We start from the raw sequence: 23718 nt of genomic DNA on the forward strand, positions 1-23718 counted from the left end.
GACTCCCGGGAGCCTGTATGCCCACCTTCAACAAGATCCTGATCGCCAATCGCGGCGAAATCGCCTGCCGCATCCAGCGCACCGCCCAGGCCCTGGGCTATCGCACCGTGGCCGTGTACAGCGACGCCGACGCCGAGGCCCTGCATGTGCACATGGCCGACGAAGCCCTGCACATCGGCCCGTCCCCGGTGCAGCAGTCCTACCTCAACGGCGAGGCGATCCTCGACGCTGCCCGTCGCAGCGGCGCCGATGCCATCCACCCGGGCTATGGCTTCCTCTCGGAGAACCACGAATTCGCCGCCGCCTGCGCCGCCGCCGGCATCACCTTCATCGGCCCCAGCGCCGCCGCCATTGAATTGATGGGCAGCAAGCGCCGCTCAAAAATCGCCATGCTCGAAGCCGGTGTGCCCTGCATCCAGGGCTATCAGGGCGAAGACCAGGATGATCCGACCCTGCAGCGTGAAGCCCAGCGCATCGGTTATCCGCTGATGATCAAGGCCAGCGCCGGCGGTGGCGGGCGCGGCATGCGCCTGGTGCAGCGGCATGAAGACCTGCTGGAACAGATCCGTACCGCGCGCTCGGAAGCCCTGCACGCCTTCGGCAGCGACGAGCTGATTCTGGAACAGGCGCTGATCGAACCCCGGCACGTGGAAATGCAAGTGTTCGGCGACCACCACGGTCAGCTGATCTACCTGGGAGAGCGGGACTGCTCGATCCAGCGCCGCCATCAGAAGGTCATCGAGGAAGCGCCCTGCCCGGTGATGACCGAGGAACTGCGCCGGGCCATGGGCGAGGCGGCGCTCCAGGCCGGACGCGCGGTGAATTATGTCGGGGCCGGCACCGTGGAGTTTCTGCTGGATGCCCGCGGCCAGTTCTACTTTCTGGAAATGAACACCCGCTTGCAGGTCGAGCATCCGGTGACCGAACTGGTGACCGGCCTGGATCTGGTGGCCCTGCAACTGCAAGTGGCCGCCGGCGAGCCGCTGCCATTGAGCCAGGAGCAGGTGCAGCTCAAGGGGCACGCCATCGAGGTACGGCTGTACGCCGAAGACCCGGCGCAGAACTTTCTGCCGCAGACCGGCCAGATCCTGCGCTGGGAGCCGGCGCCAGGGCTGCGTACCGACCATGGTTTGCAGGAAGGCCAGTGGATCAGCCCGTTCTACGACCCGATGCTGGGCAAGCTGATCGCCCACGGCGCCACCCGCGAGGAAGCCCGGCGCAAGCTCCTGCGCGGGGTCGAAGACTGCGTACTGCTGGGGCTTGAGAGCAATCGCCGGCTGCTGGCCGCTCTGCTGCGGCACCCGGTATTTGCCAGCGGCCGGTTCAGCACTGCCTTTATCGCTGAACATTTTGCCGAGGATCCGAGCCTGCAACCTCAGGTGCCCGGCGACGAGGAACTGGCGATCGCCGCGGCACTGCTCTATCAGCACAGCGCCAGCCAGCACGGCGCGGCCCTTCGCGCCTGGCGCAATCAGGCCGGCGTGCCGCTGCACTATCGCCTGGGCCTGGGTGAGCGGCAGTGGTCGCTGCAACTGGGCGCTTCGGCAACCGGCCGGTTGCAGGTGCGGCAGGCGGATCGGCTGCACGAGGTGAAAATCTGCGCCGCCGATGGCCGCCGGGCCAGCCTGGAGGTCAATGGCATCCGGCGCCACTACGCCTACTGTCTGCAGGACGGTGAGCTGTGGCTGGGCAGCGCCAGTGGCAGCCTGCACCTGCAGGACCTGAGCCACGCGCCGGTACAGAACCAGTCGAACGCCCACAGCGGCACCCTCAAGGCGCCCATGGACGGGGCCATCGTCGATGTGCAGGTCAGCGAAGGCATGCGCGTCAGCCAGGGCCAACTGCTGCTGGTGCTGGAGGCGATGAAAATGGAACACCCGCTCAAGGCCGGGATCGATGGGGTGATCACCCGGCTGCAGGTCAACCTTGGGGATCAGGTCAAGAACAGGCAAATCCTGCTGGAGGTGCAATCGCTTGGCTGCGACCCGGAAATGGAGCACTAGGCGGATGCTGCAGCTTTGGCTACGCTCAAGCCTCATCAGGATGTTGAAGGCTGGAATTCGCGATGCCCCACTGGCTGGTAATAGATCTGGAAGCCACGACGGATGAAGGGGGCTGGCCGGTGAGCGAGATGGAAATCATCGAAATCGGCGCCACCCTGGTCAACCGCCAAGGCCGGGAACAAGACCACTTCCAGCGTTTCGTCCGCCCCTTGCGACGCCCTAGGCTGACGCCGTTCTGTCGCGAGCTGACCCATATCACCCAGGCCAACATCGACAGCGCCGCGCCCCTGAGCGAGGTCTGGAACCTGTTCGAGCGCTGGCTGGGCCAGCATCGGCCGCGCCTGGAGGGCTGGGCCAGCTGGGGCGATTACGACCGCAAGCAGTTGCAGCTGGAATGGCACAACCAGCAGTTGCACAGCCTGCTGAATGAAGTGCCGCACATGAACCTCAAGCAGCGCTTTGCCAAGGCCCGGCGCCTGGAACGCCCTCTGGGCCTGAATGCCGCCCTGCAACTGGCCGGCATGCAGTTCAACGGCCAACAGCATCGGGCCCTGGAAGATGCGCGAAATACCGCGCGCCTGTTGCCCCTGATTCTTCCTTGATGGCGGCAGGTGACGGCCTTTGAGGCCTTGTGCATACTGGCCAGCCTTTTTGACCCTTTCTTGAGGAATCGCCCATGTTTAAAGTCAACGAGTACTTCGACGGCACCGTCAAGTCGATTGCCTTCGGCACGGCCGAAGGCCCAGCCACCATTGGCGTCATGGCCCCGGGCGAATACGAATTCGGCACCGCACAGCGGGAAATCATGCACGTGGTGTCCGGCGCCCTGACCGTGCGCCTGCCCGACAGTGCCGATTGGGAAACCTTCCCTGCCGGCAGCCAGTTCAACGTCCCGGCCAACAGCAAGTTCCAGCTGAAAGTCGCGGTGGACACCGCTTATCTGTGCGAATACCGCGGCTGATCGACCCACTGCGGCTTTATCAGCGATAAAAAAATGCCCGTCTCCTCAAGAGACGGGCATTTTTCTTGGCGCCGGTCAAAGGTTATTCGAGCACCGTTACCGGCATCCCCACCTGCAGATGACCCGAGCCATCGTTGACCAGGTTCTGCCCGAACATCGCCCCGTCGGCCTGGGCCCGGTACTTCTGCAAGGTCGCCAGGGGTTCGCGGTCGGCGCTGCGTTCGCCGGTCTGGGGGTCGATGGTGGTCAGGATGCAGCGCGAGCACGGCTTGACCACGCGAAACTCGAGGTCGCCAATGCGGATGCGCCGCCACTGGTCCTCGGCAAAGGCAGCGCTGCCCTCGATCACCAGATTGGGGCGAAAACGCAGCATCTCCAGCGGCCGCCCGACCCGGCTGGACAGATCGTCGAGGGACGCTTGGCCAATCAGCAGCAAGGGGAAGCCATCGGCAAATGCCACTTGATCATCGTCCTTGCCGTAGCCGGCGGCGGTGCTCCGCGCCCGCTCCGGTGGCACCTGCACCAGGCGGGTAGGCTTGCCGACGAACTCGCTGACCCAGGCCGCCGCCTCATCCCCGGCATCGGGCACCCGCAGGCTGTCCTGCCAGATGGTCACGCCACGCAGTGCCGCCGCGGCGTCCGGCAGGGGCACTTCAAGGCTGGCCAAGCCGGCGGCGCTGAGGGTCAGGCCGCCCTGGTCGTTGTACAAGGCCGAGAGTTGGCTCATGCGCGCCACCGCACGCTGGGTGAGGAAACGCCCACTGGCTTCGTCCACCAGCATCCAGCGGCGATCCCCTTCCAGCCCGAGCTTGTCCAGGCCGATCTGTTGCAGGGTTTCGCCCCGGGCGGATTTCAACGGGTATCGGTAAAGCGCGCTCAGACGCATGTCCAGCTCCCTGTGTGAGCAAAAAGGCTCACCCTATACCAGCGCTCGGAGCAAACAAAGGCACAGGGTGAGCGCTGTCGGCGCGAGCCCGGGTTCAGGCGCTGACTTCATCCAGCATCAGGCGCTGACGGACCACGTCCACCAGCTTGTCCGGCTGGAACTTGGAAAGGAAGTTGTCGCAACCGACCTTCTTGACCATGGATTCGTTGAAACTGCCGGACAAGGAGGTGTGCAGTACCACATACAGCCCACGCAGACGCGGGTCGTTGCGAATTTCGGTGGTCAGGCGGTAACCGTCCATTTCCGGCATTTCCGCATCGGTGAACACCATCAGCAGCTTGTCGGTCATGTCGACCCCGGTATCGGCCCAGGCCTTGAGCATGTTCAGCGCCTTGAGGCCGTCACTGGCGATATGCATCTTCACCCCGAGCTGGCCGAGGGTATCGCGCAGCTGGGAGAGGGCCACGTTGGAGTCGTCCACCAGCAGCACTTCACGACCGCGAGCACGCTCCAGCACCGGATCTTCGAGCTTGTCCCGGGAAACCTTGGCGTTGTAGGGGACGATTTCCGCCAGGACTTTCTCGACGTCGATGATCTCCACCAGTTGCTCGTCGACCTTGCTGATGGCGGTCAGGTAATGCTGGCGCCCGGCGCTGGTGGGCGGCGGCATGATGGCTTCCCAGTTCATGTTGACGATGCGGTCCACCCCGCCCACCAGGAACGCCTGCACCGAGCGGTTGTACTCGGTGACGATGATGGTGCTGTTGGGCCCCGGAACCAGCGGGCGCATGCCGATGGCCTGGGACAGGTCGATCACCGGCAGGGTCTGGCCCCGCAGGTTGACCACACCGCAGACAAACGGATGACGCTGGGGCATCAGGGTCAGCTTGGGCAGTTGCAGGACTTCCTGGACCTTGAAAACGTTGATGGCGAACAGCTGCCGACCGGCCAGGCGGAACATGAGGATTTCCAGGCGATTCTCGCCCACCAGCTGTGTGCGTTGATCTACCGTGTCGAGAATGCCGGCCATTAATGACTCCTGGGCTTGTTCTGATGAATTCACTTAAAGACAGATATCGGCGGCCTGCGCCGTATCTTGACCCACATGCAAATTGCCATATGAAAGCCATTGATGTCACATTAACATCATGCTTTACTGAGGCCGTCAATTCAGCGACACCAGTCTCCGACGGCGCGACCTTATTCGCGGCGTGAAGTTCCCGCACCTAAGGGTTTCCCCTAGTAACAATCAGGACCATCCTGATATTCGCGATATCCAATAGCCATTAATGTGACGCCATTCTCATTGCATGAACGGAGTCAGGCTTTTGTTTGTGACCGCAGAAAGGTGGCCCAGCACCCTTTCAAGCCTAAACCCCCTTGCCCATCACGCCCCAGCGCCCATGCGCCGCATGGCTGTGGCCGGTATTTGGGCAGCGTTCGGAAACGATGAAAATCGTCTCTCGCGTGCGGCTGCAACCCGGGAAATAAAATCAGATTTATCCTATATACAATTTGAAAAAGCGCACCATACCTTAACCCCCTTCAGCCAGAGCCCTATCCCCTCATCGGACACGAAGTCATGGAGATAAGCATGCTAAAGGACAGCCACGAATGCGCCCCCCCCCTGCCTGAGTTCCTGCTCGAAGCCCAGGCCCTGCTGGCCAAATCGGAAGATTGCCTGAGCCATCTGCACCTGATCAGAAACGACGAAGAGGCGATCAACTGCCTGCTCGCCAGCCTGCAGTCCCTGGCCCAGGTCGCAGCGCGCCACGCCATCAGCCCGCTGTCTGAATTCGCCTTGCATATCCACGGCGTGCTCAAACGCACCGCGCACCCAGTGGACCTCAACGACCCGATCCTCGATGCCTTGAGGAGCTGCCTGACCTTGATGGCCTGGCAACTGGAGCTGATCGATCCGCACAATGGCCAACTCAATCTGGATGACAGCGAACAGCTCATGCTGATTGGCGAACTGACCCAACAAGTGACACAGAACTGCACCTGCACCTACCCGTCCTGCAGCCATTGAAATCGCACTTGCACCGACCGATGGCCGATAAAGCCGCTATCAACGATCGCCAACACAGAACATCGATACAGCATAGGGCCCAAGGACAAGTAATGGGTCGTTATTGAATATTTCATACTCAAGAACGACAGCACCATTGCCAAAAAAACCAACTAGTGCAGGGTCCGGACTTATTGTTCCAGCCCATATTTGCCCACGCAAATTCAACGACAAGTTCTATTAGCGATTGACTCTCAAAGGCCCGCAGAGCAAATGGCACAAGCGTGCCTGGGCCCGCTATTCCTGACTTTCAAGACATATATACCTGCGAGTATAAACGCGACCAACGGTATGTTCGGTGGTATTATGCGGCGCATAAACGGACCCAGATAATGGCACTTTGATTCCAATGTCGACCGTCACTACGCGGCTTATGCAATACCAACACACTGCATTGATCGAAGCCGGAAATTCAAATAATACTGTTTCTCAAACAAGCCTTGTCATCCATACCTGACCGGGCACTTCGCAGCGAACATTCATTGGCTCCATCCGCTATGTACGCCAGCCTCAAGTCATTCTTCTCTTGGCCTCCCTCCCGTGATCACCTGCGCTGGTTCAGCCTGTTGCTGTGCTCCTGCTCAAGCCTGGGCAATGTGCTGATCTACAGTCTGGACAGGCCCGTGCCCATGACCCTGCTGGTGGTCAATGTTGCGGCGCTGGCCTGCATCTGGATGCAATACGGCTATTCGCGAAAGTCTATCCGGTTCCAGCCTCAGGAGCTCGCCGAGCGCCTGCTCAAGGTCAAGGAGAATGAGCGCCACCGCCTGAGCCGGGAACTGCACGACGACATCGGCCAACTGCTGACCGCGGCCAAGTTGCAGACCGACTGGCTCAAGCGCCGCCTGCCGGAAGATTTGCAGCCCCCCTGCGCCGTGCTCGCCACCACCCTGGAAGAAACCCTGGCCAAAGTCCGCGACGTGTCCGCCATTCTCAACCCCCGGCAACTGACCAGCCTAGGCCTGGAAGCCAGCCTGCGCGCCCACCTGCTCAAGACCCTGGAAAACACCTCGGTGCACTGGAGCCTGGAATGCCGCCAGCACCTGGCGGGAATTCCCGAGGAAATGGCGGTGGCGGCGTTTCGCATCACCCAGGAAGCCGTGACCAACATGCTGCGTCACGCCCGGGCCAGGAATCTGCTGGTGCGCCTGCAGCGCTTGCCCGAAGGCCTCTCGCTGTTCATCAGCGACGACGGCCAGGGGTTCGCCCCGGCCAGCGATCCAGGAGCCCAGGGGCAACGCGGCATGGCCGGGATGCAAGAACGAATCAGCCAGTTGGGCGGCCTGCTGAAAGTCACCAGCGAAGCCGGCCAAGGCACCCAGATCGAAGCACTCTTTCCCTGGGCCCCCCGCACTCTGGAGCGGGCCAGCACGAATAAGGTTTCCCATTGACCTGTAATTTACTCTTGGTGGATGACCACTCGCTCATCAGGGCAGGCGTGCGCGCCCTGGTCATGGACATTCCCGGATACGCGGTGATCGGCGAGGCCGACGACGGTGCGCACCTGCTGGAAATGGTCGAGGAGCTGCGCCCGGACATCATCCTGCTGGACCTGTCGATGAAGCGCATCGGCGGCCTCGACGCCTTGCGCCGGCTCAAGGCGCTGCACCCGCAAAGCAAGGTCCTGATCCTGTCGATGCACACCGACCCGGCCCTGATCATGCAGGCCCTGGAGTCCGGCGCCCACGGCTACCTGCTCAAGGACACCACCGCCACCGAGCTGGAGCATGCTCTGGAGGCCCTGCGCAACAACGAGCGCTACCTGAGCCCGGCAATCGCCCACACAGTGATCACCCAGGCCCTGACCCGGGCCCAGAAACACACGCCGCAGCCGGTGGACAACCACAACCTGACCGCTCGCCAACTGGAAATCCTGCGGCTGATCGTGCGCGGCAAGTCCACCCGGGAGATAGCCCTGGGCCTGGGCCTGAGCATCAAGACCGTGGAAACCCACCGCTCGCAGATCATGAAACGCCTGCAGATCTTCGATGTCGCCGGCCTGGTGCTGTTCGCCGTGCGCGAACACATCATCAGCCTCGACGACTGACCGAAGGCCGACCGCCGAGCAACGGCGAGTCCACCGGCAAGTGCACCTGCAAGGCCGCCGGACGCGCGTGAAAGCGCAAGGTGTCGCCCTGCAGCGGCTCGCCATCGAGGTTGATGTCCAGCCCCCGTGAAGCCTTGATCTCGACCCAAGGCAGACGCGCACGAACAAACATGTTGTCGATCCCCAGGCCGCCAGCCAGCAGGTTCTTCAAGGTCCCCACCAGTTCCTGGGGGGCCGGCAGAATGCTGATATCCAGCAAACCGTCATCAGCCAGGGCGCCCGGACACAGTTCATGCCCGCCTCCTGCCTGCCGGCCATTGCCGATGCCCAGGGCCAGGAGTTCGCCGCGCCAGTGGAAATCCGGCCCCTGCAACTCGCCATAGGCCGCGCTCAGCTCGGCAAAACGCGACAGCCCGGTAAACAGATAAGCAGCACCGCCGAGGACTTTCTTCAGGTCTTCCGAAGTGTTGGCGGTCACCTGACTGCCGAAGCCGCCGGTGGCCATATTGAGAAAAATCTGCCCGCCCACCTCCCCCAGATCGACGGCCCGGGGAGCAACCTCCAGCAGTTCCAGGGCGGCGGCCGGCTCCAGCGGCACCCCGGCGGCCCGGGCAAAGTCATTGGCCGTGCCCAGTGGCAGCAGCACCAGGCTGGCCGGGTTCTGGGCGTTGGCCAGGGCCTCGGCGATGTCGCGCAAAGTGCCATCACCGCCGCCGGCAATCAGCCGCGTGTGGCCGGCGGCCAGCCCTTCATCCACCAGGCGCCGGGCATCCCCCGCCTCCCAGGTCAGCCGCACCGACAAGTCCCAGCCTTCGGCCCGCTTGGCCTCGACCGCAGCGCGGACCTCATCGTTGAGGGCCTGTTTGCCGTGCAGTATCAACAGTGCCTTGCGCTCACTCATCAGCCATGACTCCGGTTATTGAATCCTTGAAGGATGTTGACCCCGGGTAAGGCAAAAAAAGTCTGTCCCGTCGGATCATTTTTACCGGCCACAGATCTGTCCGGGCTGCCCGCCCTTCATCAGGATAAGCCAGGTGCCGCACCTTGACCGGCTCCAGCCGCCTTCCGCTGGCCTGGCGCAACCCCATGGCCGACCGGCCTCAACCGACAGCCTGGAACAATCGCACTCCATATCGAATTCGACCCGCGCCACAGCGAAAACTGATCAATCCGCTTTGATCCACGCAGCCGGTGATGCACCATTGCGCCCCTGATCATGTTCCGCGAGACCTGCTTAATGAGCACGCTCATTCCCTGCATCATTGCTGGTGGCGCCGGCGCCCGCCTGTGGCCGGTATCCCGCGAGACCGTGCCCAAACCCTTCATGCGTCTACCCGACGGCGACAGCCTGCTGCAGAAGACCTTCGCCCGCGCTAAGGCCCTCAAGGGCGTGGAGCGGCTGCTGACGGTGACCAACCGCGAGGTGTTCTTCCGCACCCTGGACGATTACCGCCCACTGAACCAAAGCCGGGTCGAGCTGGACTTCATCCTCGAGCCCGTGGGTCGCAACACCGCCCCGGCCATCGCTGCTGCGGCGCTGCACGTCAGCCAGCACTATGGCGCTGACGCACAACTGCTGGTACTGCCCGCCGACCACCTGATCAAGGATGTCGCGGCGTTCGCCGCCGCGGTGGACCAAGCCCGGCCACTGGCCGCACAAGGCTGGCTGGTAACCTTCGGCCTGATGCCCAGCCACGCGGAAACCGGCTTCGGCTATATCGAGAAAGGTCAGGCCCTGAACGACCACAGCTTCCAGGTCAGGCGCTTTGTCGAGAAACCCGATGCCGCCGCCGCCCAGGGCTATGTCGATGGCGGCCTGCACATGTGGAATGGCGGAATGTTCTGCATGCGCGCCGACGTGATGCTTCAGGAACTGCGAGAGTTCGCACCGCAGGTACTCAACGCCGTCGAGCACTGCCTGGAGCGCAGCTACCGCAAGGAAGGCCCGCACGAGTTGCAAGTGGAGCTGGAGAGCGACAGCTTCGCCCGAGCGCCGGACATCTCCATCGACTACGCGGTGATGGAACGCTCGAAGAAAGTCGCCGTGGTGCCCTGCCAGCTGGGCTGGAGCGACATCGGCTCCTGGCAGGCGGTACGCGAGCTGATCCCGGCGGACGAACAGGGCAACCAGTGCACCGGCGAAACCGTGCTGCACGAGGTCAGCAATTGCTACATCGATTCGCGCCAGCGTCTGGTGGGTGCAATCGGCCTGGACAACCTGATCATCGTCGACACCCCGGACGCCCTGCTGATCGCCGATGGCAAGCGCAGCCAGGACGTCAAACTGATCGCCCAGCAGCTCAAGCGCCAGGGTCACGATGCCTACCGGCTGCACCGCACCGTGAACCGTCCCTGGGGCGCCTACACCGTGCTCGAGGAAGGGCCACGCTTCAAGATCAAGCGCATCGAGGTCAAGCCCGGCGCCTCGCTGTCCCTGCAGATGCATCACCACCGCAGCGAGCACTGGATCGTGGTCAGCGGCATGGCCCAGGTGACCAATGGAGAAGACGAACTCCTGCTCGACACCAATGAGTCGACCTTTATCAAACCCGGGCGCCCGCACCGGTTATGCAATCCCGGGGTCATCGACCTGGTCATGATTGAAGTGCAGAGCGGCGAATACCTGGGCGAAGACGACATCGTGCGCTTCAACGACCTGTATGGCCGGGCCCCGATCGCCCCCGACACTCGCTAGAACAGCGTCGATTCCATGAGTCTGGCCCAGCAGGAAGAGGCAGCCCGGAGCCCCTGAAAAAAGGTGCAGGACCTAAAGTAAATTTTCTGACTGCAGAATGAGAATTGCCTGAATTGACCCTGTCGAGCCAATCAGTGACTGTGCATGCCAGGCGCTGACGCCTCATACAAGGAAGTGAATCGTCATGAACGACAAGGGGTTTTATCCACGTGGGCATGCACCCTTCACCCACATCAAGGACAGCTCCTGGCTGACGGGGCACCCGTCACCGGAGTTCGATCTGCCGCTCTCCTACGAAGTGCACGCGCCTCACTCCAGGCTGCTGTCGATACTCAAGCGCGTGGGCTGGCTGACGCTGGCGGCCTCGATACTGGCGGGGCTGGTGAGCTGGGGTTTGCACAGTCGTTTCGGCCTGCTGCTGTTGCTCCTGCTGCGCTGAACCGCGAGGCGCGGGCCCGGCACCGAACCGGGCCCGCGCTCGATCAATCCAGCACCTCGCTCAAGGGAATGAAGCTGACCCAGTCGCCCTCTTCCAGGGTCCGGCCTTCCAGCACTTCCACCAGACCTTCCGCCCAAGCCGCGCTGCGCAACACCCCCGAGCTCTGGTTGCGATAGATGATCGCTCGCCCGTTCTCCAGGCGGCCACGCAGGTACTCGCGACGATTGCCCGGCTGGGGCCAGACAAAACCGGCAGGCACCTGGAAGCGCAATGGCTGCACCTGCTGCACGCCCTGGCGCCGGAGCAGGTAAGGCCGCGCCAGCAGGGCGAAGGTCACCAGGGTGGAAGCCGGGTTGCCCGGCAGGCCGATCACCGGCACACCGCGAAAATGGCCGACGGTCAGGGGCTTGCCGGGTTTGATCGCCAGTTTCCACAGCGTCAGTTCGCCGGCTTCCCGCAGGGCCATCCCGAGAAAGTCCGCCTCCCCCACCGACACCCCGCCGGTGGAGAGGATCAGATCGACCTCGCCCAACTCCGCCAGGCGCTCGCGGGTCGCGGGCAGATCATCGGGCAGGATGCCCGCGTCCAGCACTTCGCAGCCCAGGCGTTGCAACCAGCTGCACAGCAGTACCCGGTTGCTGTTGTAGATCTGCCCGGGGCCCAGGGCCTGGCCCGGCTCCACCAACTCGTCACCGGTGGACAGCACCGCCACTCGAACCCGCCGCACCACAGCCAGTTCGGCGCATCCCAGGGAAGCCGCCAGCCCCTGCTCGATCGGCCCCAAGCGTGTCCCGGCCGCCAGCACCTGCTCGCCCACCGTGGTTTCCTGCCCCTGGGGACGGATGTTCTGGCCGATCTTCAAAGGTTGGCTGAACAGCACCCGCAGATCGTCCTGAACCTGGGCATTTTCCTGCATCTCAACGCAATCCGCGCCGGCCGGTACTGGCGCGCCGGTAAAAATCCGCGCGCAGGTTCCCGGTTGCAACGGCTCGGGGGACTGTCCGGCGAAGATCCGCTGGCTGACCGGCAAGGGCTCGCCCTTCCAGTCCTCCAGGCGTAAGGCGTAGCCATCCATGGCGCTGTTGGGCCAGGGCGGCAGGTCCAGGCTGGAGATCACCGCCTCGGCCAGCACCCGGCCCTGAGTGGCCGCCAGGGGCAATTGCTCACGCTCGACAATCGGCGCCGCCGCGGCCATGGCCAGCAGACGTTCCAGCGCCTCCTCAACCGGCATCAAGGCGCCGAGCTTGCCCGGCTTACCCACGGGATTCACAAGCCGCTGCCTGTTTCAGATGGGGAACGAAATTGCATGGCCGGTGACGCGAATCCAGCTGCTCGGCGAGGATTCCATCCCAACCGGTGCGCACCGCATTGGTGGAGCCCGGCAGGCAGCACACCAGGGTGCCATTGGCCAGCCCGGCCAGTGCGCGGGACTGCACGGTGGAGGTGCCGATATCGGCCACCGAGATCTGCCGGAACAGTTCACCGAAACCGTCGACCTGCTTGTCCAGCAGGCAGGCCACCGCTTCCGGGGTGCTGTCGCGACCGGTAAAGCCGGTGCCACCGGTGATCAGCACCACCTGCACCTGTTCGTCGGCGATCCAGGTGGCGACCTGGGCGCGGATCTTGTACAGATCGTCCTTGAGCAACACCCGCGCGGCCAGACGATGGCCCGCGGCGCCCAGACGCTCGACGAAGACCTGTCCCGAGGTGTCGGTTTCCAGGGTGCGGGTGTCACTGACGGTCAACACCGCAATATTCAGGGGAACAAAAGGTACATCAGCCTTGGCTTTCATAGGCTCGATCCTGAGGTAAGAGAAACAGCCCGGTGTTATATCACAGCGCCCCGATCCGCTGCCCCTGGCGGCCGGCAATCGCCCGGGCCCGGCCTGTACAGGCCGCCAGGACCGGGCATCCGCCTGACGGCGCTCGCACCTGACACCAGTCAAGATAACTCGCTGAACGCCTACGATCTGTCTGGCAACGTGGCAGAATGCACCTGGCCAAGGAACTTGCAGACGTGCCACACGTCTGAAGACCAGCACTTTAAAGTACTCATTTCGGAGACACACAATGACTCATCGGACCCTCGCCACTTTCATGCTCGCACTGGGCCTGGCAACGCTCGCCGGTTGCGCGTCGCCATCAGTGATCACCTTGAATGACGGTCGCGAAATCCAAGCCGTCGACACCCCCAAATACGACAAGGACTCGGGTTTCTACGAGTTCGAACAGCTGGACGGCAAGCGCACCCGTATCAACAAGGATCAGGTCCGCACCGTCAAGGAGCTGTAAGCCCGACGGTTACCGATCTGCATGCAATAAAACCCGCCAAGTGCGGGTTTTATTGTTTCTGCGAAACGGTTTTCACCACTGCAGGCGGATGCGGCTTTCGAACTCTCGCTCCTGCCCGGTCAACGGATCGATGAAACGCAGCCCCTGGGCCAAGAGTTTGAGCGGCCGGGCATGATCGTCCTCGGCATCCTTGAGCACCTCGGGGTAGAAGGGGTCGTTGCAGATCGCCGCCCCCAGTGCGCTCATGTGCACGCGCAACTGATGCTTCTTGCCGGTCACCGGGTACAGCGCGTAACGCCATAGATCGCCGTGCTTTTCCCTGACCTCAATAGCGGTTTCGGTGTTGCTGGCGCCCGCGCCCTCCTGCATGCGGAAGAAGGGCTCGCCGTCCACCAGACGGCTCTTGTGCACCAGGGGAAAGCTCAGGTGCGGCAAGGCCCCGGCGATGGCTTCGTAGCGTTTCTCGATCTGCCGGGTGGGGAACAGCGCCTGATAGGCAGAACGACTGCCGGGATCGGCGGAAAACAGCACCAGCCCGGCGGTGTGCCGATCGATACGGTGCAAGGGCACCAGGTGCGGGTTGTCCAGGCGCCGGATCAGACGACGCAGCAAAGTCTGCTCGACATACTCGCCCGCCGGTGTGACCGGGAGGAAATGCGGTTTGTCCGCCACCACCAGATGCTCGTCGGCATAGAGGATGGTTTCCTGCACCGGGATCACCTTCTCGTCCGGCACCTCGCGAAAATAATGAATCCGCAGGCCTTCGCGATAGGCCAGATCCACACGGATGGGCTGGCCCTGCCCGTCCAGCACTCGCCCCCGGGCGATCCGATCCAGCCATTGCTCGCGGCTGATGGCCTTGAAGTGATCACACAGGCAATCCAGCACCGTCGGCCAGGAGCCGGGGGGCAGGTACAAGGTGCTGGCTTGATGCTGTGCAGCAGAAAAACTCGCGCAGGACATGACAGGACTCGAGGGTTCGTTGCGAGGCGGCATTATCCAACAGCAGCCCCCGGGAAACCTAGGATCAGTTTGCCCGCCCTCAAGCGCACGAATGCTGGGCCTGGGCGGCGGCCTCGGTGAACTCCTTGAGCCAGCGCAACACATCCACCGCCTCCCAGCGGCCCGGATCATAGAGGGCGTACAGCAGCCCCTGGTAACCCACCACATCCAGTTGCCGGTGGTAACCGGCCCGCTGGAACAGGGCCTCGATCTCGGCAAAGCAGGTATTGAAATGCAGTTTGTTGAAGGGCGTCTTGCCTTCGGTGACCAGCCCGTCCAGGCGCAACTCGAGCACCGCCTCGCGGACCACATCGGCAGACATGCTGTTCACGCTGTTTTTCAGTTGTTCGACATTGACCATCATGTATTCCTTTAACGATTTGAAGCGTGCGCCACATCCATCAGGGCTGCTTGCGCCCCACATAACTGACCACCCACAGCACCACGCCCCAGATCTCGATCGAGTCCGGGTCATCCAGCGCCAGGGAGGGAATGGAAGGCCGCGCCGCCTTGAGCAACAGGCCGCCACGGGGATCGGGCGCCAGCAGGCGCAGTGAGTACTCAGCGGCGCCCCGGGGCCTTACCACAAGGTACTGATCCACCACTGGCGTGGCCGAGCGATCGACGATCAGCCGGTCTCCGGGGTAGAGGCCGAAACCCAGCAGGTTGTCGTCATCCACCAGCAGGCCATGGATCTGCGGAGCCCCCAGACCCAGGGTCCGGTCAAGGGAAAAACCGCTGCCAATGGGCTCACTGGCCGGGGCGGCACAGTCAGCGTCACCCTGCTCCAGGAAACGGGCTGGCAACGGCTGTGAGCGTTCGGTACCGGTCAGGAACGTGAGAGACATGGCGAGACTCCTCGATAGCTGTATATGCATACAGTAAACGAATCGAAGGATCTCGCCAATGAATTCCGGGGACGGGCGACAGGCGGAAGTCGCGCCCTGGCAACCCCGGGGTCAGCGCAGGAACGCCACCACCTGCTCGGCATCGAAGGGCCAGCCCAGTTCGGCGCCATTGTCCACACGGCGCAACACCGGGATACGCAGGCCGTAGGTTTCGAACAGCTCCTGACTCTCGGCGATATCCACCAGCTCGACCATCAGGCCGTGCTCCACCAGCGGCATCAACTCGGCCTCGGCCAGTTCGCACAAATGGCAACCAAGGGTGCCGAACAATTGGCATTCAGGGGGCATGACAGGGCAACCGTGAGAAGAACAGGCGCTTATTTTAGGCGCGAGCGCGCAAGCCGTCGACCTGCCCCTGTCCAGGCATGCCCAGGCCCCGTGCCCCTCCACGGCTCTGCTCGGAGAAGGCTCCGCCTGGCGGACAGCCCTCGGAAAGACCGTTTCCGTGGCTCGCGAATATGAGACATTCTCAACGAAAAATGACGTGCGTCAGGGTGCTTTCTTGCCGCCCGAGCGATCCTCGCGGCTTTTTTGCCTCTAGGCTTTGCCTGCCCGCCCCCTTGTCCGGAGATGCCCGTTGTTTGCCAATCTGCTGATCATTCTCGCCTCGTCACTGGTGGTCATCGCGCTGTTCCGGCGCCTGAGCCTGCCGCCGGTCCTGGGCTACCTGTCCGTTGGACTGATGGTCGGGCCCACCGCCCTGGACTGGGTCAACGACAGTGAAGAATTGCCGGACCTGGCGGAAATGGGCGTGGTGTTCCTGCTGTTCTCCCTGGGCCTGGAGTTCTCCCTGTCGAAGATGCTCGCCCTGCGCCATGTGGTGTTTGGCCTGGGCAGCCTGCAAGTGTTGTGCACCGGGCTGATCCTGGGGGTGCTGCTGGCCCTGTTCGGCATGCCGCTGACCTCGGCGCTGATGCTCGGCACCGGGCTGGCCCTGTCCTCCACCGCGATTGTCAGCAAGGAGCTGACCAGCCTCGGCGAGATCTTCAGCAGCCACGGGCAGAACGCCATCGGCGTGCTGCTGTTCCAGGACGTGGTGGCGGTGCTGTTGCTGACCCTGGTCCCGGTCTTCGCCGGCAACAGCGAGCACGCCTGGTACTGGGCCCTGCCGGCGACCCTGGGCAAGACCCTGGTGCTGTTCTTCGGCCTGCTGCTGGCCAGCCGCTGGCTGCTGCCGCGACTGTTCCATGAAGTTGCCGCCTCCCACTCCGCCGAACTGTTCGTGCTGCTGGCCCTGGTGATCGTGCTGCTGACCGCCTGGCTCACCCACCTGCTCGGCCTGTCGCCGGCACTGGGCGCCTTCCTCGCCGGCATGCTCCTGGGAGAAAGCCATTACCGGCACCAGATCGAAGCCGATATCCGCCCGTTCCGCGACATCCTGCTCGGACTGTTCTTCGTCAGCATCGGCATGCTCATCGACCTGCAACTGTTCATCGATCACAGCCTGCTGATCCTCGGCCTGACCCTGGCCCTGCTGCTGATCAAGGGCAGCGTGGTGGCGATCCTGCTCAAGCTGCGCGGCAGCGACGGCGAGACGGCCTGGCGCAGCGGTCTGGCCCTGGCCCAGGGCGGCGAGTTCTGCTTCGCCCTGATGGCGCAGATGCAACTGACCCAGATGATCCCGTCGCACCTGAGCGGCCTGCTGCTGGCCGCCACCTTCAGCTCCATGCTGCTGACCCCCCTGTTGCTGCGCGCCGCGCCGCTTATCACCGCGCGCCTGCACCGCAAACCCAACCAAACCGCCCAATTGGAGGAAATCAGCGCGCAGAACGCCGAGCTGCAGGGCCATGTGGTGATCTGCGGCTATGGCCGGGTCGGCCAGTCCATCGGCCGCTTCCTGCGTCATGAGCAACTGCGATTCATCGCCCTGGACGATGATCCGGTGCGGGTCCAGGAGGCCTCGGCGGCAGAGAGCTGCGTGCATTACGGCGATTGCCGCCGTGGCGATCTGCTGGCCGCCGTGGGCCTGGAGCGGGCCCGCCTGCTGGTGATTGCCGTGGACAAGACCGACATTGCCCTGACGGTGCTCAAGGCCGCGCGGCGCCTGGATCGCAACGTGCCGATCCTGGTGCGGACCCGGGACGACAGCCAGCTGGCCGAACTCAAGGCCGCCGGTGCCAACGAAGTGGTGCCCGAACTGCTGGAGTCGAGCCTGATGCTGGCCTCCCATGCGCTGATCATGCTCGGCCTGCCGGAACAGCGGGTACAACGCAGCGTGGACGACGTGCGCCACAGCCGCTATCGCCTGCTGCACGGCTTCTACCATGGCGCGCAAAGCAACACCCAGGACAATCACGAACCACCGGCGGTGCAAATGCATGCGGTGAACCTCGACGCCGACGCCCACGCCTGCAACCGGCTGCTGCAAGAGCTCGGCCTGGAGGCCCTGGGGGTGGATGTGCAAGGCGTGCAACGCAACGGCAGCGACCTGCCGCTGAACCCGGCACCGCGCCTGCAGGCCGGCGACCGGGTGCTGGTGTCCGGCTCCCAGGCCGCGATCGAGGCCTGCGAAGCCCGCCTGCAGGGCGGTTGAAGCGGCCCTGTGCTGGCCCTGAGCCGTTGGCGGCCAGGGCCAGTCGCATCTCAGTCCTGGCTCACCGCCCCGATCTTGTGCAGCGACAGGTCGGCGCCGTAGTACTCCTGCTCCTGGGTCAGGCGCAGCCCGCAAACGGCCTTGATCAGGCCATACACGGCAAAGCCACCCAGCAGCGCCACCAGCACCCCGAGACCGGTGCCGAACAACTGACTGGCCAGGCTGACCCCGCCCAAGCCGCCCAAGGCGCTCTGACCGAAGATCCCGCAGGCAATCCCGCCCCAGGCTCCGCACAGGCCATGCAACGGCCAGACCCCGAGCACGTCGTCGATCTTCCAGCGGCTCTGGGCGGCGATAAAGCACCAGACGAACAAGGCCCCGGCCATCGCCCCGGTGACCAAGGCGCCCACCGGATGCATCAGGTCCGAACCGGCGCAGATCGCCACCAGCCCGGCCAATGGCCCGTTGTGCAGGAAGCCCGGGTCATTGCGCCCGACGATCAATGCCGCCACGGTGCCGCCGACCATGGCCATCAGCGAGTTCACCGCCACCAGCCCGCTGACCCCTTGCAGGGTCTGGGCGCTCATCACGTTGAAGCCGAACCAGCCGACAATCAGGATCCACGAGCCCAGGGCCAGGAACGGAATGCTCGACGGCGCGAAGGCCACCAGCTTGCCATCGCGATAACGCCCGTTGCGCGCTCCCAGCAACAGCACCGCCGCCAGCGCCAGCCAGCCGCCCATGGCATGCACCACCACCGACCCGGCGAAATCATGGAACCCGGCGCCAAAGCGCTGCTGCAACCAGGCTTGCACGCCGAAGTTGCCGTTCCACACCAGCCCCTCGAAAAACGGATAGACGAAGGCCACGATCAGCACCGTGGCGCACAATTGCGGCACAAAACGCGCGCGCTCGGCGATGCCGCCGGAGATAATCGCCGGGATCGCCGCGGCGAAAGTCAGCAGGAAGAAGAACTTCACCAGGCCATAGCCGTGATCGGCGCTGATCACCGCCGCCGGTTGCAGGAAGCTCACGCCGTAGGAGATCCAATAGCCTATAAAGAAATAGGCCAGGGTCGAGACGGCGAAGTCGCTGAGGATTTTCGACAACGCATTGACCTGGTTTTTCTGCCGCACGGTGCCCACTTCAAGGAAGGCAAAACCGGCGTGCATGGCCAGGACCATGACCGCCCCGATCAGGATGAACAGGGTGTTGGAACCGTGGACCAGGGTGTCCACAGCGCTTTGCAGATTTTCCATGGAGTAGGCAGATCCGAAATCGGCCATCATCTCCCGGGCCCTGCCGCCGCCCTTGCACCATGTTGGCTCCCGGGCGCGCGATCCGCGCTGCCAGTGAACCGTTTTGGCGCGCCAGGGAGCGGACGCAAGACCACGGAAAGTAGATTGACCTTGAGGTTGGGATTTTTTCGGCCAGGGTTTACGCGGGCTAGCGCGCCACCCTCGCTCGTTTTCGGCGCAAGCCTGACGGCTTGCGCACCAGGACAAAGCAAAAGCTGTACCAGGCAATTACAGTGAACCTTCACTCAGGGCTCACACTCATAGCTCACACACGCAAACAACGGAGAAACAACCATGGCCCGCAAAACGGCGAAGACGGCTCAAGAAGTACTGATGGCGGATTTTCAGGCACTGGTCAGCGACACGGAGCGTCTGTTGGAACACACCGCGACCCTGGCCGGCGACCAGGCCGATGAACTGCGCGAACAGATCCACGAAAGCCTGCTCAAGGCCCGGGAAACCCTGCAACTGACCGAGGAATCCCTGCGCCAGCGCGGCCAGGCCGCCGTCACCGCCGCCGAGGACTACGTGCAGAGCAACCCTTGGCAGTCGGTCGGGATCGCTGCCGGCGTGGGCTTTCTGATCGGCCTGCTGGCGACGCGGCGCTGATATGGCTATCGGCGAATCCACTTCGTCCGGCAGCGGTCCAAGCGCGTCCTCCCGGCGTCTGGGCGCCGCGGTCCTGGGCCTGCTGCACAGCCACGTAGAACTGTTCGGCATCGAATTGCAGGAGCAGAAGGCACGCACCGTCAGCCTGCTGCTGTTCGCCGGGCTGGCCCTGGTGTTTGCCCTGCTGTTGCTGGTGGGGCTGTCGGCGCTGGTGCTGATCCTCTTGTGGGACAGCTACCGCTTGGCCGGGATCATCGGCCTGTGCGTGTTCTACGCCCTGGCGGCGCTGTTCTGCGGCCTGCGCCTGAAAGCGGCGATCTTCGATGAATCCTCGCCCTTCCACGCCACGCTCGAAGAGCTGGCCAACGATCGGGAGCGCCTGCTGCCATGAACCTGCCCGACATTCCGCAGAACACTTCACGCCGGGAGATGCGCAAGGTACTGATCCGCCTGCGCATGGAAATGCATCGCCAGGAAATCCGCCACGAGTCCCAGCAACTGCTGCAACCGCTGCAGCGGGTGCGTGGCCTGGGACAAAGCTGGCAGGAAGGCTTTGGCATCAAGCACGCACCACTCTGGGGCGTGGCGGTGGTGACCCTGCTGGGGTTCCTCACCGGCAAGGGCGCCAAGAGCGGCGGCACCGGCAGCCTCACGCGCCTGGTGCGCCTGGGCACCAGCCTGTTGCCGCTGATCCGGCTGGCGATGCAAGGCACCTCGCGCAAACCCTGACCGCCCCCGCGCAACCGACCTGACACTGGCGGTTCCACATCTGGCTGCATTCTTGCTATGCAACCCCGATCGGCCCCTTTACCCAGGGGCCGATTGCTACCTGCCCACCCGGCAGCCACGACTCCCTACCCACAAGAATCCAATAAGGAGGTCCTGTGATCGACGGGCAACCGCTTGCCTGCTTCCAGCCGTTCATCGATACCGCCACGGGGCGGATCGCCGGGGTCGAAGCCCTGGGCCGCCTGCGCCAGAGCAATGGCCAGCTGACGTCGGTGGGACCGCTGTTCGCCGATCCGCGTACTCCTTCCAGTGCCTTGCGGCGCCTTGATCGCCAGCTCCGCGATGACGCCCTGCGGCGCCTGCACGAGGCCCCGGCGGACTGGTTCCTGAGCCTGAATATTTCCCCGCGCTGGATCAGCCGACTGCGCCCCGGACAGGCCCTGCCGAGCCTCAGGCAGATCCAGCACAACGGTGTCGACCCGCGGCGCATCGTCTTCGAAATCACCGAGCTGGGGGGCAACAGCCAGCGCCTGAGCGAAGTGGTGGCGCGCTACCGCCAGGCCGGAGCGCGGATCGCCATCGACGATTTTGGCGCCGGCTACTCCCAGCTCGACCGGGTGCTGGCCCTGCAACCGGACATCCTCAAGCTCGACATGCGCCTGTTCCAGGCCGCGGCCCGCGGCGGCCCCAGCAGCGACGTGGTCAAGGCCCTGGCCCTGATGGCGGAAAAAACCGGCTGCTGGATCATCGCCGAAGGGGTGGAAACCGAGGCCGAGCTGGATTTCGCCCTGGAGTGCGGTTCGCGCTATGTCCAGGGCTTTTTGTTTGCCCGGGCCGAAGAGCGACTGTTCGCCAGCGATGCCTTCGTCCAGCCCTTCGCCCGCCTGCGCGAGCGCTATGTGCGGCACAAACTGGCCGAACGCAACCGCCTGATGCACATGCGCCAGCAACTGGCGGAGCTGATGCACCTGCTGCAGGCCTGGGCCCAGGCCCGGGCGCCCATCAGCCAGTTGCCCGAGGTCAAGGCCTTTCCCTGGCTGCTGCGCTTCTACCAGTGCGACCGCCACGGCACCCAACTGACCCCGAACCTGGAATGGCGGCATGACCATTGGCAGGCCGACAGCAGCTACGTCGGCCACAACTGGTCGTGGCGCCCGTACTTCTATCACCTGCTGGCCGAAGGCTGGGAGGAACGGCGCCTGACCCTGTCCAGCACCTACCGCGACGCCACCAGCAACCAGTACTGCCTGACCGCCGGGCAATTTTTCGACAACGGCCAGCGCCTGCTGCTGATCGACATCGACGCCGCCGGCCTGTAGCCCCCTCCCGCTTGCCGGCAAGCGCAGCGACACGATGGGTGCACGGGCTGCGGGCCCTTTCGCCGGCAAGCCGGCTCCTACAGCTGGGGGCACAGGCCAGACCATTTTCGTGTAGGAGCTGGCTTGCCAGCGAAAGCGTCGGCCAGGTTGATACATGAGCGCAGGCCATGCGCCTCTTGCGGCCACGCTCGGGAACCCGGAAGCTCTGCCCTTCAGTTTTTTTTTCGGAGAGACCCCGCCTTGGATTGGCAGACCCTGCTCAACCGCGAACGCCTCGGAAAGCCAGTGCACAGCCCGGAAGAACTCGGCCGTAGCCCTTTCCATAAAGACCACGACCGCATCATCTTCTCCGGCGCCTTCCGCCGCCTGGGGCGCAAGACCCAGGTGCACCCGGTGTCCAGCAACGACCATATCCACACCCGCCTGACCCACTCCCTGGAAGTCAGTTGCGTCGGTCGCTCCCTGGGCATGCGCGTTGGCGAGACGCTACGCGACGCCCTGCCCGACTGGTGCGATCCCAGCGACCTGGGGATGATCGTGCAGTCGGCCTGCCTGGCCCACGACATCGGCAACCCGCCCTTCGGCCATTCCGGCGAAGACGCCATCCGCCACTGGTTCCAGCAGGCCGCCGGGCGTGGCTGGCTGGACGCGATGAGCGAGGCCGAACGCCAGGACTTCCTCAATTTCGAAGGCAATGCCCAGGGTTTCCGGGTCCTGACCCAGCTGGAATATCACCAGTTCGACGGCGGCACCCGGCTCACCTACGCCACCCTCGGCACCTACCTCAAGTACCCCTGGACCGCGCGCCACGCAGACTCCCTGGGCTACAAAAAGCACAAGTTCGGCTGTTACCAGAGCGAACTGCCGCTGCTGGAACAGATCGCTCACAAGCTGGGCCTGCCGCAACTGGAAGACCAGCGCTGGGCCCGGCATCCGCTGGTGTACCTGATGGAAGCCGCGGACGACATCTGCTACGCCCTGATCGACCTGGAAGACGGCCTGGAGATGGACCTCTTGGAGTACGCCGAAGTCGAGTCCCTGCTGTTGGGGCTGGTGGGCGACGACCTGCCGGAAACCTATCGCCAGCTGGGCCCGGGGGATTCGCGCCGGCGGCGCCTGGCGATCCTGCGGGGCAAGGCCATCGAGCACCTGACCAACGCCGCCGCCCGGGCCTTTGTCGAACAGCAGGACGCCCTGCTGGCCGGCACCCTGCACGGCGATCTGGTGGAGCACATGCATGGCCCGGCCAAGCGTTGCGTGCTCAATGCCAAGGACGTGGCGCGGCGCAAGATCTTCCAGGACAAGCGCAAGACCCTGCACGAGATCGGCGCCTACACCACCCTGGAGATCCTGCTGAACTCGTTCTGCGGCGCGGCACTGGAACAGCATGGCGGCAAGACCCCGTCGTTCAAGAACCGGCGGATCCTCGATCTGCTGGGCAACAACGCGCCGGACCCGAACTGGCCGCTGCACACCTCCTTCCTGCGCATGATCGATTTCATCGCCGGCATGACCGACAGCTACGCCAGTGAAATGGCCCGGGAAATGACCGGGCGTTCAAGCCCGCAATGACCCTCGCCTCGCAAGTGCCTGGCGCCCGCGCCAGGCACTTGATATGACCGGCAACATCCAATCCGCAACTAAGGGATTCCCCTAGCCCGGCCGCAGCAACAGCGGCCGACACACTCCGGACATACGCCAATAGCAGGGGAGAAAATACTCGGCAGTACGGGCTTCGGATTCAAAAGTCCGACTCTAAGGTATTCCCCGAGCAACATGACTGCAATTAACCAATAACAGGATTAGAGCAACTACTCAGGTAGAAAGAGCAACTAGCCGTAAACACTCAGTGTTCAGGTCTTAGATATTGCGCAGCATTCACAAAATCGAACACCTGTTCCTGATTCAACCAAACATCCTACCTTT

Annotated in this window: 25 protein-coding genes; 15 read left to right on the forward strand and 10 right to left on the reverse strand. The window is 63.7% G+C overall.

Annotated elements, in window-relative coordinates; all coding sequences use genetic code 11:
- Nucleotides 1-17 precede the first annotated feature (17 nt).
- The 3 genes from GWQ44_RS15830 to GWQ44_RS15840 all read left to right on the forward strand — a co-directional run bounded on the left by GWQ44_RS15830 (nucleotide 18) and on the right by GWQ44_RS15840 (nucleotide 2964).
- Nucleotides 18-2003 carry an acetyl/propionyl/methylcrotonyl-CoA carboxylase subunit alpha gene (locus GWQ44_RS15830; RefSeq protein ID WP_275927751.1) on the forward strand — a complete coding sequence of 662 codons (1986 nt, stop codon included), beginning with the start codon at nucleotides 18-20 and terminating at the stop codon, nucleotides 2001-2003.
- A gap of 62 nt (nucleotides 2004-2065) precedes the next feature.
- A complete protein-coding gene (locus GWQ44_RS15835) occupies nucleotides 2066-2605 on the forward strand; it encodes an exonuclease domain-containing protein (protein ID WP_047305507.1) in 540 nt (179 codons plus the stop codon).
- A 74-nt stretch (nucleotides 2606-2679) separates the two neighbouring features.
- Nucleotides 2680-2964 carry a pyrimidine/purine nucleoside phosphorylase gene (locus GWQ44_RS15840; protein ID WP_011062476.1) on the forward strand — a complete coding sequence of 95 codons (285 nt, stop codon included), beginning with the start codon at nucleotides 2680-2682 and terminating at the stop codon, nucleotides 2962-2964.
- An 82-nt stretch (nucleotides 2965-3046) separates the two neighbouring features.
- Here the strand turns inward: GWQ44_RS15840 and GWQ44_RS15845 are convergent, their stop codons facing one another.
- Both GWQ44_RS15845 and GWQ44_RS15850 read right to left on the reverse strand, forming a co-directional pair.
- The gene (locus GWQ44_RS15845; RefSeq protein ID WP_016964721.1) at nucleotides 3047-3850 is read right to left on the reverse strand and encodes an MOSC domain-containing protein; all 804 of its coding nucleotides are present in this window, start codon (nucleotides 3848-3850) and stop codon (nucleotides 3047-3049) included.
- 94 nt (nucleotides 3851-3944) lie between these two features.
- Nucleotides 3945-4880: a chemotaxis protein CheV gene (locus tag GWQ44_RS15850; protein ID WP_016964720.1), complete on the reverse strand. Its 936-nt coding sequence runs from the start codon at nucleotides 4878-4880 to the stop codon at nucleotides 3945-3947.
- Between the two features lie 564 nt (nucleotides 4881-5444).
- Here GWQ44_RS15850 and GWQ44_RS15855 point away from each other — a divergent pair.
- The 3 genes from GWQ44_RS15855 (at nucleotide 5445) to GWQ44_RS15865 (ending at nucleotide 7968) form a co-directional block, all read left to right on the forward strand.
- The gene (locus GWQ44_RS15855) at nucleotides 5445-5882 is read left to right on the forward strand and encodes a hypothetical protein (RefSeq protein WP_275927752.1); all 438 of its coding nucleotides are present in this window, start codon (nucleotides 5445-5447) and stop codon (nucleotides 5880-5882) included.
- Nucleotides 5883-6418: 536 nt separating this feature from the next.
- Nucleotides 6419-7312, forward strand: a complete 894-nt coding sequence (locus GWQ44_RS15860; protein WP_199010189.1) for a sensor histidine kinase — start codon at nucleotides 6419-6421, stop codon at nucleotides 7310-7312.
- Nucleotides 7309-7968 carry a response regulator transcription factor gene (locus GWQ44_RS15865; protein WP_016964718.1) on the forward strand — a complete coding sequence of 220 codons (660 nt, stop codon included), beginning with the start codon at nucleotides 7309-7311 and terminating at the stop codon, nucleotides 7966-7968. Before GWQ44_RS15860 ends, GWQ44_RS15865 begins: the two co-directional genes overlap by 4 nt.
- Here the strand turns inward: GWQ44_RS15865 and yegS are convergent.
- Complete coding sequence (yegS, locus tag GWQ44_RS15870; protein WP_275927753.1) at nucleotides 7952-8869, reverse strand: lipid kinase YegS; 918 nt, start codon at nucleotides 8867-8869, stop codon at nucleotides 7952-7954. The genes GWQ44_RS15865 and yegS overlap by 17 nt on opposite strands.
- Nucleotides 8870-9205: 336 nt before the next feature.
- Here yegS and GWQ44_RS15875 point away from each other — a divergent pair, with 336 nt between their 5' ends.
- Entirely contained in the window at nucleotides 9206-10663 is a 1458-nt protein-coding gene (locus tag GWQ44_RS15875) for a mannose-1-phosphate guanylyltransferase/mannose-6-phosphate isomerase (protein ID WP_275927754.1), read from the forward strand.
- A gap of 184 nt (nucleotides 10664-10847) precedes the next feature.
- Nucleotides 10848-11102, forward strand: coding sequence for a hypothetical protein (locus GWQ44_RS15880; RefSeq protein WP_016964714.1), 255 nt, complete (start codon nucleotides 10848-10850; stop codon nucleotides 11100-11102).
- 43 nt (nucleotides 11103-11145) lie between these two features.
- On the opposite strand, the gene glp is transcribed toward GWQ44_RS15880, so the two are convergent.
- A complete protein-coding gene (gene glp / locus GWQ44_RS15885) occupies nucleotides 11146-12333 on the reverse strand; it encodes a gephyrin-like molybdotransferase Glp (protein ID WP_275927867.1) in 1188 nt (395 codons plus the stop codon).
- 22 nt (nucleotides 12334-12355) lie between these two features.
- On the reverse strand, nucleotides 12356-12895 hold the full coding sequence (gene moaB, locus GWQ44_RS15890; protein ID WP_016964712.1) for a molybdenum cofactor biosynthesis protein B: 540 nt from the start codon (nucleotides 12893-12895) through the stop codon (nucleotides 12356-12358).
- Nucleotides 12896-13172: 277 nt separating this feature from the next.
- Between moaB and GWQ44_RS15895 the strand changes: the two genes are divergently transcribed.
- The gene (locus GWQ44_RS15895; protein ID WP_016964711.1) at nucleotides 13173-13394 is read left to right on the forward strand and encodes a YgdI/YgdR family lipoprotein; all 222 of its coding nucleotides are present in this window, start codon (nucleotides 13173-13175) and stop codon (nucleotides 13392-13394) included.
- Between the two features lie 72 nt (nucleotides 13395-13466).
- Here GWQ44_RS15895 and GWQ44_RS15900 read toward each other — a convergent pair whose 3' ends face one another.
- From GWQ44_RS15900 to GWQ44_RS15915, 4 genes are all read right to left on the reverse strand, one after another.
- The gene (locus GWQ44_RS15900) at nucleotides 13467-14357 is read right to left on the reverse strand and encodes a pseudouridine synthase (RefSeq protein WP_016964710.1); all 891 of its coding nucleotides are present in this window, start codon (nucleotides 14355-14357) and stop codon (nucleotides 13467-13469) included.
- A gap of 79 nt (nucleotides 14358-14436) precedes the next feature.
- On the reverse strand, nucleotides 14437-14757 hold the full coding sequence (locus GWQ44_RS15905) for a hypothetical protein (protein ID WP_016964709.1): 321 nt from the start codon (nucleotides 14755-14757) through the stop codon (nucleotides 14437-14439).
- Nucleotides 14758-14797: 40 nt separating this feature from the next.
- Nucleotides 14798-15244, reverse strand: a complete 447-nt coding sequence (locus GWQ44_RS15910; RefSeq protein ID WP_199010177.1) for a S24 family peptidase — start codon at nucleotides 15242-15244, stop codon at nucleotides 14798-14800.
- 111 nt (nucleotides 15245-15355) lie between these two features.
- Nucleotides 15356-15592 (reverse strand): glutaredoxin family protein, encoded by a 237-nt coding sequence (locus GWQ44_RS15915; protein ID WP_016964707.1) that lies wholly within the window; start codon nucleotides 15590-15592, stop codon nucleotides 15356-15358.
- Nucleotides 15593-15881: 289 nt separating this feature from the next.
- On the opposite strand from GWQ44_RS15915, the gene GWQ44_RS15920 reads away from it, so the two are divergent.
- On the forward strand, nucleotides 15882-17837 hold the full coding sequence (locus GWQ44_RS15920) for a monovalent cation:proton antiporter family protein (protein WP_275927755.1): 1956 nt from the start codon (nucleotides 15882-15884) through the stop codon (nucleotides 17835-17837).
- Between the two features lie 50 nt (nucleotides 17838-17887).
- On the opposite strand, the gene GWQ44_RS15925 is transcribed toward GWQ44_RS15920, so the two are convergent.
- Nucleotides 17888-19096 (reverse strand): ammonium transporter, encoded by a 1209-nt coding sequence (locus GWQ44_RS15925; RefSeq protein WP_047305529.1) that lies wholly within the window; start codon nucleotides 19094-19096, stop codon nucleotides 17888-17890.
- Between the two features lie 333 nt (nucleotides 19097-19429).
- On the opposite strand from GWQ44_RS15925, the gene GWQ44_RS15930 reads away from it, so the two are divergent.
- The 5 genes from GWQ44_RS15930 (at nucleotide 19430) to GWQ44_RS15950 (ending at nucleotide 23364) form a co-directional block, all read left to right on the forward strand.
- A complete protein-coding gene (locus GWQ44_RS15930; RefSeq protein WP_047305516.1) occupies nucleotides 19430-19744 on the forward strand; it encodes a YqjD family protein in 315 nt (104 codons plus the stop codon).
- 1 nt (nucleotide 19745) lies between these two features.
- Nucleotides 19746-20135, forward strand: a complete 390-nt coding sequence (locus GWQ44_RS15935) for a phage holin family protein (RefSeq protein WP_016965309.1) — start codon at nucleotides 19746-19748, stop codon at nucleotides 20133-20135.
- Complete coding sequence (locus GWQ44_RS15940) at nucleotides 20132-20473, forward strand: hypothetical protein (RefSeq protein ID WP_103739962.1); 342 nt, start codon at nucleotides 20132-20134, stop codon at nucleotides 20471-20473. The genes GWQ44_RS15935 and GWQ44_RS15940 overlap by 4 nt, the downstream gene beginning before the upstream one ends.
- Before the next feature lie 155 nt (nucleotides 20474-20628).
- Complete coding sequence (locus GWQ44_RS15945) at nucleotides 20629-21792, forward strand: EAL domain-containing protein (protein WP_275927756.1); 1164 nt, start codon at nucleotides 20629-20631, stop codon at nucleotides 21790-21792.
- 240 nt (nucleotides 21793-22032) lie between these two features.
- Nucleotides 22033-23364 carry a deoxyguanosinetriphosphate triphosphohydrolase gene (locus GWQ44_RS15950; RefSeq protein WP_016965306.1) on the forward strand — a complete coding sequence of 444 codons (1332 nt, stop codon included), beginning with the start codon at nucleotides 22033-22035 and terminating at the stop codon, nucleotides 23362-23364.
- Nucleotides 23365-23718: the final 354 nt, after the last annotated feature.

The organism is Pseudomonas sp. 3MA1 (assembly GCF_029237275.1).
GTDB lineage: Bacteria > Pseudomonadota > Gammaproteobacteria > Pseudomonadales > Pseudomonadaceae > Aquipseudomonas > Aquipseudomonas fluorescens_AP.

Coding starts and splice junctions, on each gene's coding strand:
- GWQ44_RS15925 (WP_047305529.1), bottom strand. CDS start 19,096: ATGGAAAATCTGCAAAGCGCTGTGGACACCCTGGTCCACGGTTCCAAC.
- GWQ44_RS15845 (WP_016964721.1), bottom strand. CDS start 3,850: ATGCGTCTGAGCGCGCTTTACCGATACCCGTTGAAATCCGCCCGGGGC.
- yegS (WP_275927753.1), bottom strand. CDS start 8,869: ATGAGTGAGCGCAAGGCACTGTTGATACTGCACGGCAAACAGGCCCTC.
- GWQ44_RS15895 (WP_016964711.1), top strand. CDS start 13,173: ATGACTCATCGGACCCTCGCCACTTTCATGCTCGCACTGGGCCTGGCA.
- GWQ44_RS15915 (WP_016964707.1), bottom strand. CDS start 15,592: ATGCCCCCTGAATGCCAATTGTTCGGCACCCTTGGTTGCCATTTGTGC.
- GWQ44_RS15875 (WP_275927754.1), top strand. CDS start 9,206: ATGAGCACGCTCATTCCCTGCATCATTGCTGGTGGCGCCGGCGCCCGC.
- GWQ44_RS15840 (WP_011062476.1), top strand. CDS start 2,680: ATGTTTAAAGTCAACGAGTACTTCGACGGCACCGTCAAGTCGATTGCC.
- GWQ44_RS15935 (WP_016965309.1), top strand. CDS start 19,746: ATGGCTATCGGCGAATCCACTTCGTCCGGCAGCGGTCCAAGCGCGTCC.
- moaB (WP_016964712.1), bottom strand. CDS start 12,895: ATGAAAGCCAAGGCTGATGTACCTTTTGTTCCCCTGAATATTGCGGTG.
- GWQ44_RS15940 (WP_103739962.1), top strand. CDS start 20,132: ATGAACCTGCCCGACATTCCGCAGAACACTTCACGCCGGGAGATGCGC.
- GWQ44_RS15900 (WP_016964710.1), bottom strand. CDS start 14,357: ATGTCCTGCGCGAGTTTTTCTGCTGCACAGCATCAAGCCAGCACCTTG.
- GWQ44_RS15850 (WP_016964720.1), bottom strand. CDS start 4,880: ATGGCCGGCATTCTCGACACGGTAGATCAACGCACACAGCTGGTGGGC.
- GWQ44_RS15880 (WP_016964714.1), top strand. CDS start 10,848: ATGAACGACAAGGGGTTTTATCCACGTGGGCATGCACCCTTCACCCAC.
- GWQ44_RS15835 (WP_047305507.1), top strand. CDS start 2,066: ATGCCCCACTGGCTGGTAATAGATCTGGAAGCCACGACGGATGAAGGG.
- glp (WP_275927867.1), bottom strand. CDS start 12,333: ATGCCGGTTGAGGAGGCGCTGGAACGTCTGCTGGCCATGGCCGCGGCG.
- GWQ44_RS15930 (WP_047305516.1), top strand. CDS start 19,430: ATGGCCCGCAAAACGGCGAAGACGGCTCAAGAAGTACTGATGGCGGAT.
- GWQ44_RS15905 (WP_016964709.1), bottom strand. CDS start 14,757: ATGGTCAATGTCGAACAACTGAAAAACAGCGTGAACAGCATGTCTGCC.
- GWQ44_RS15860 (WP_199010189.1), top strand. CDS start 6,419: ATGTACGCCAGCCTCAAGTCATTCTTCTCTTGGCCTCCCTCCCGTGAT.
- GWQ44_RS15910 (WP_199010177.1), bottom strand. CDS start 15,244: ATGTCTCTCACGTTCCTGACCGGTACCGAACGCTCACAGCCGTTGCCA.
- GWQ44_RS15855 (WP_275927752.1), top strand. CDS start 5,445: ATGCTAAAGGACAGCCACGAATGCGCCCCCCCCCTGCCTGAGTTCCTG.
- GWQ44_RS15830 (WP_275927751.1), top strand. CDS start 18: ATGCCCACCTTCAACAAGATCCTGATCGCCAATCGCGGCGAAATCGCC.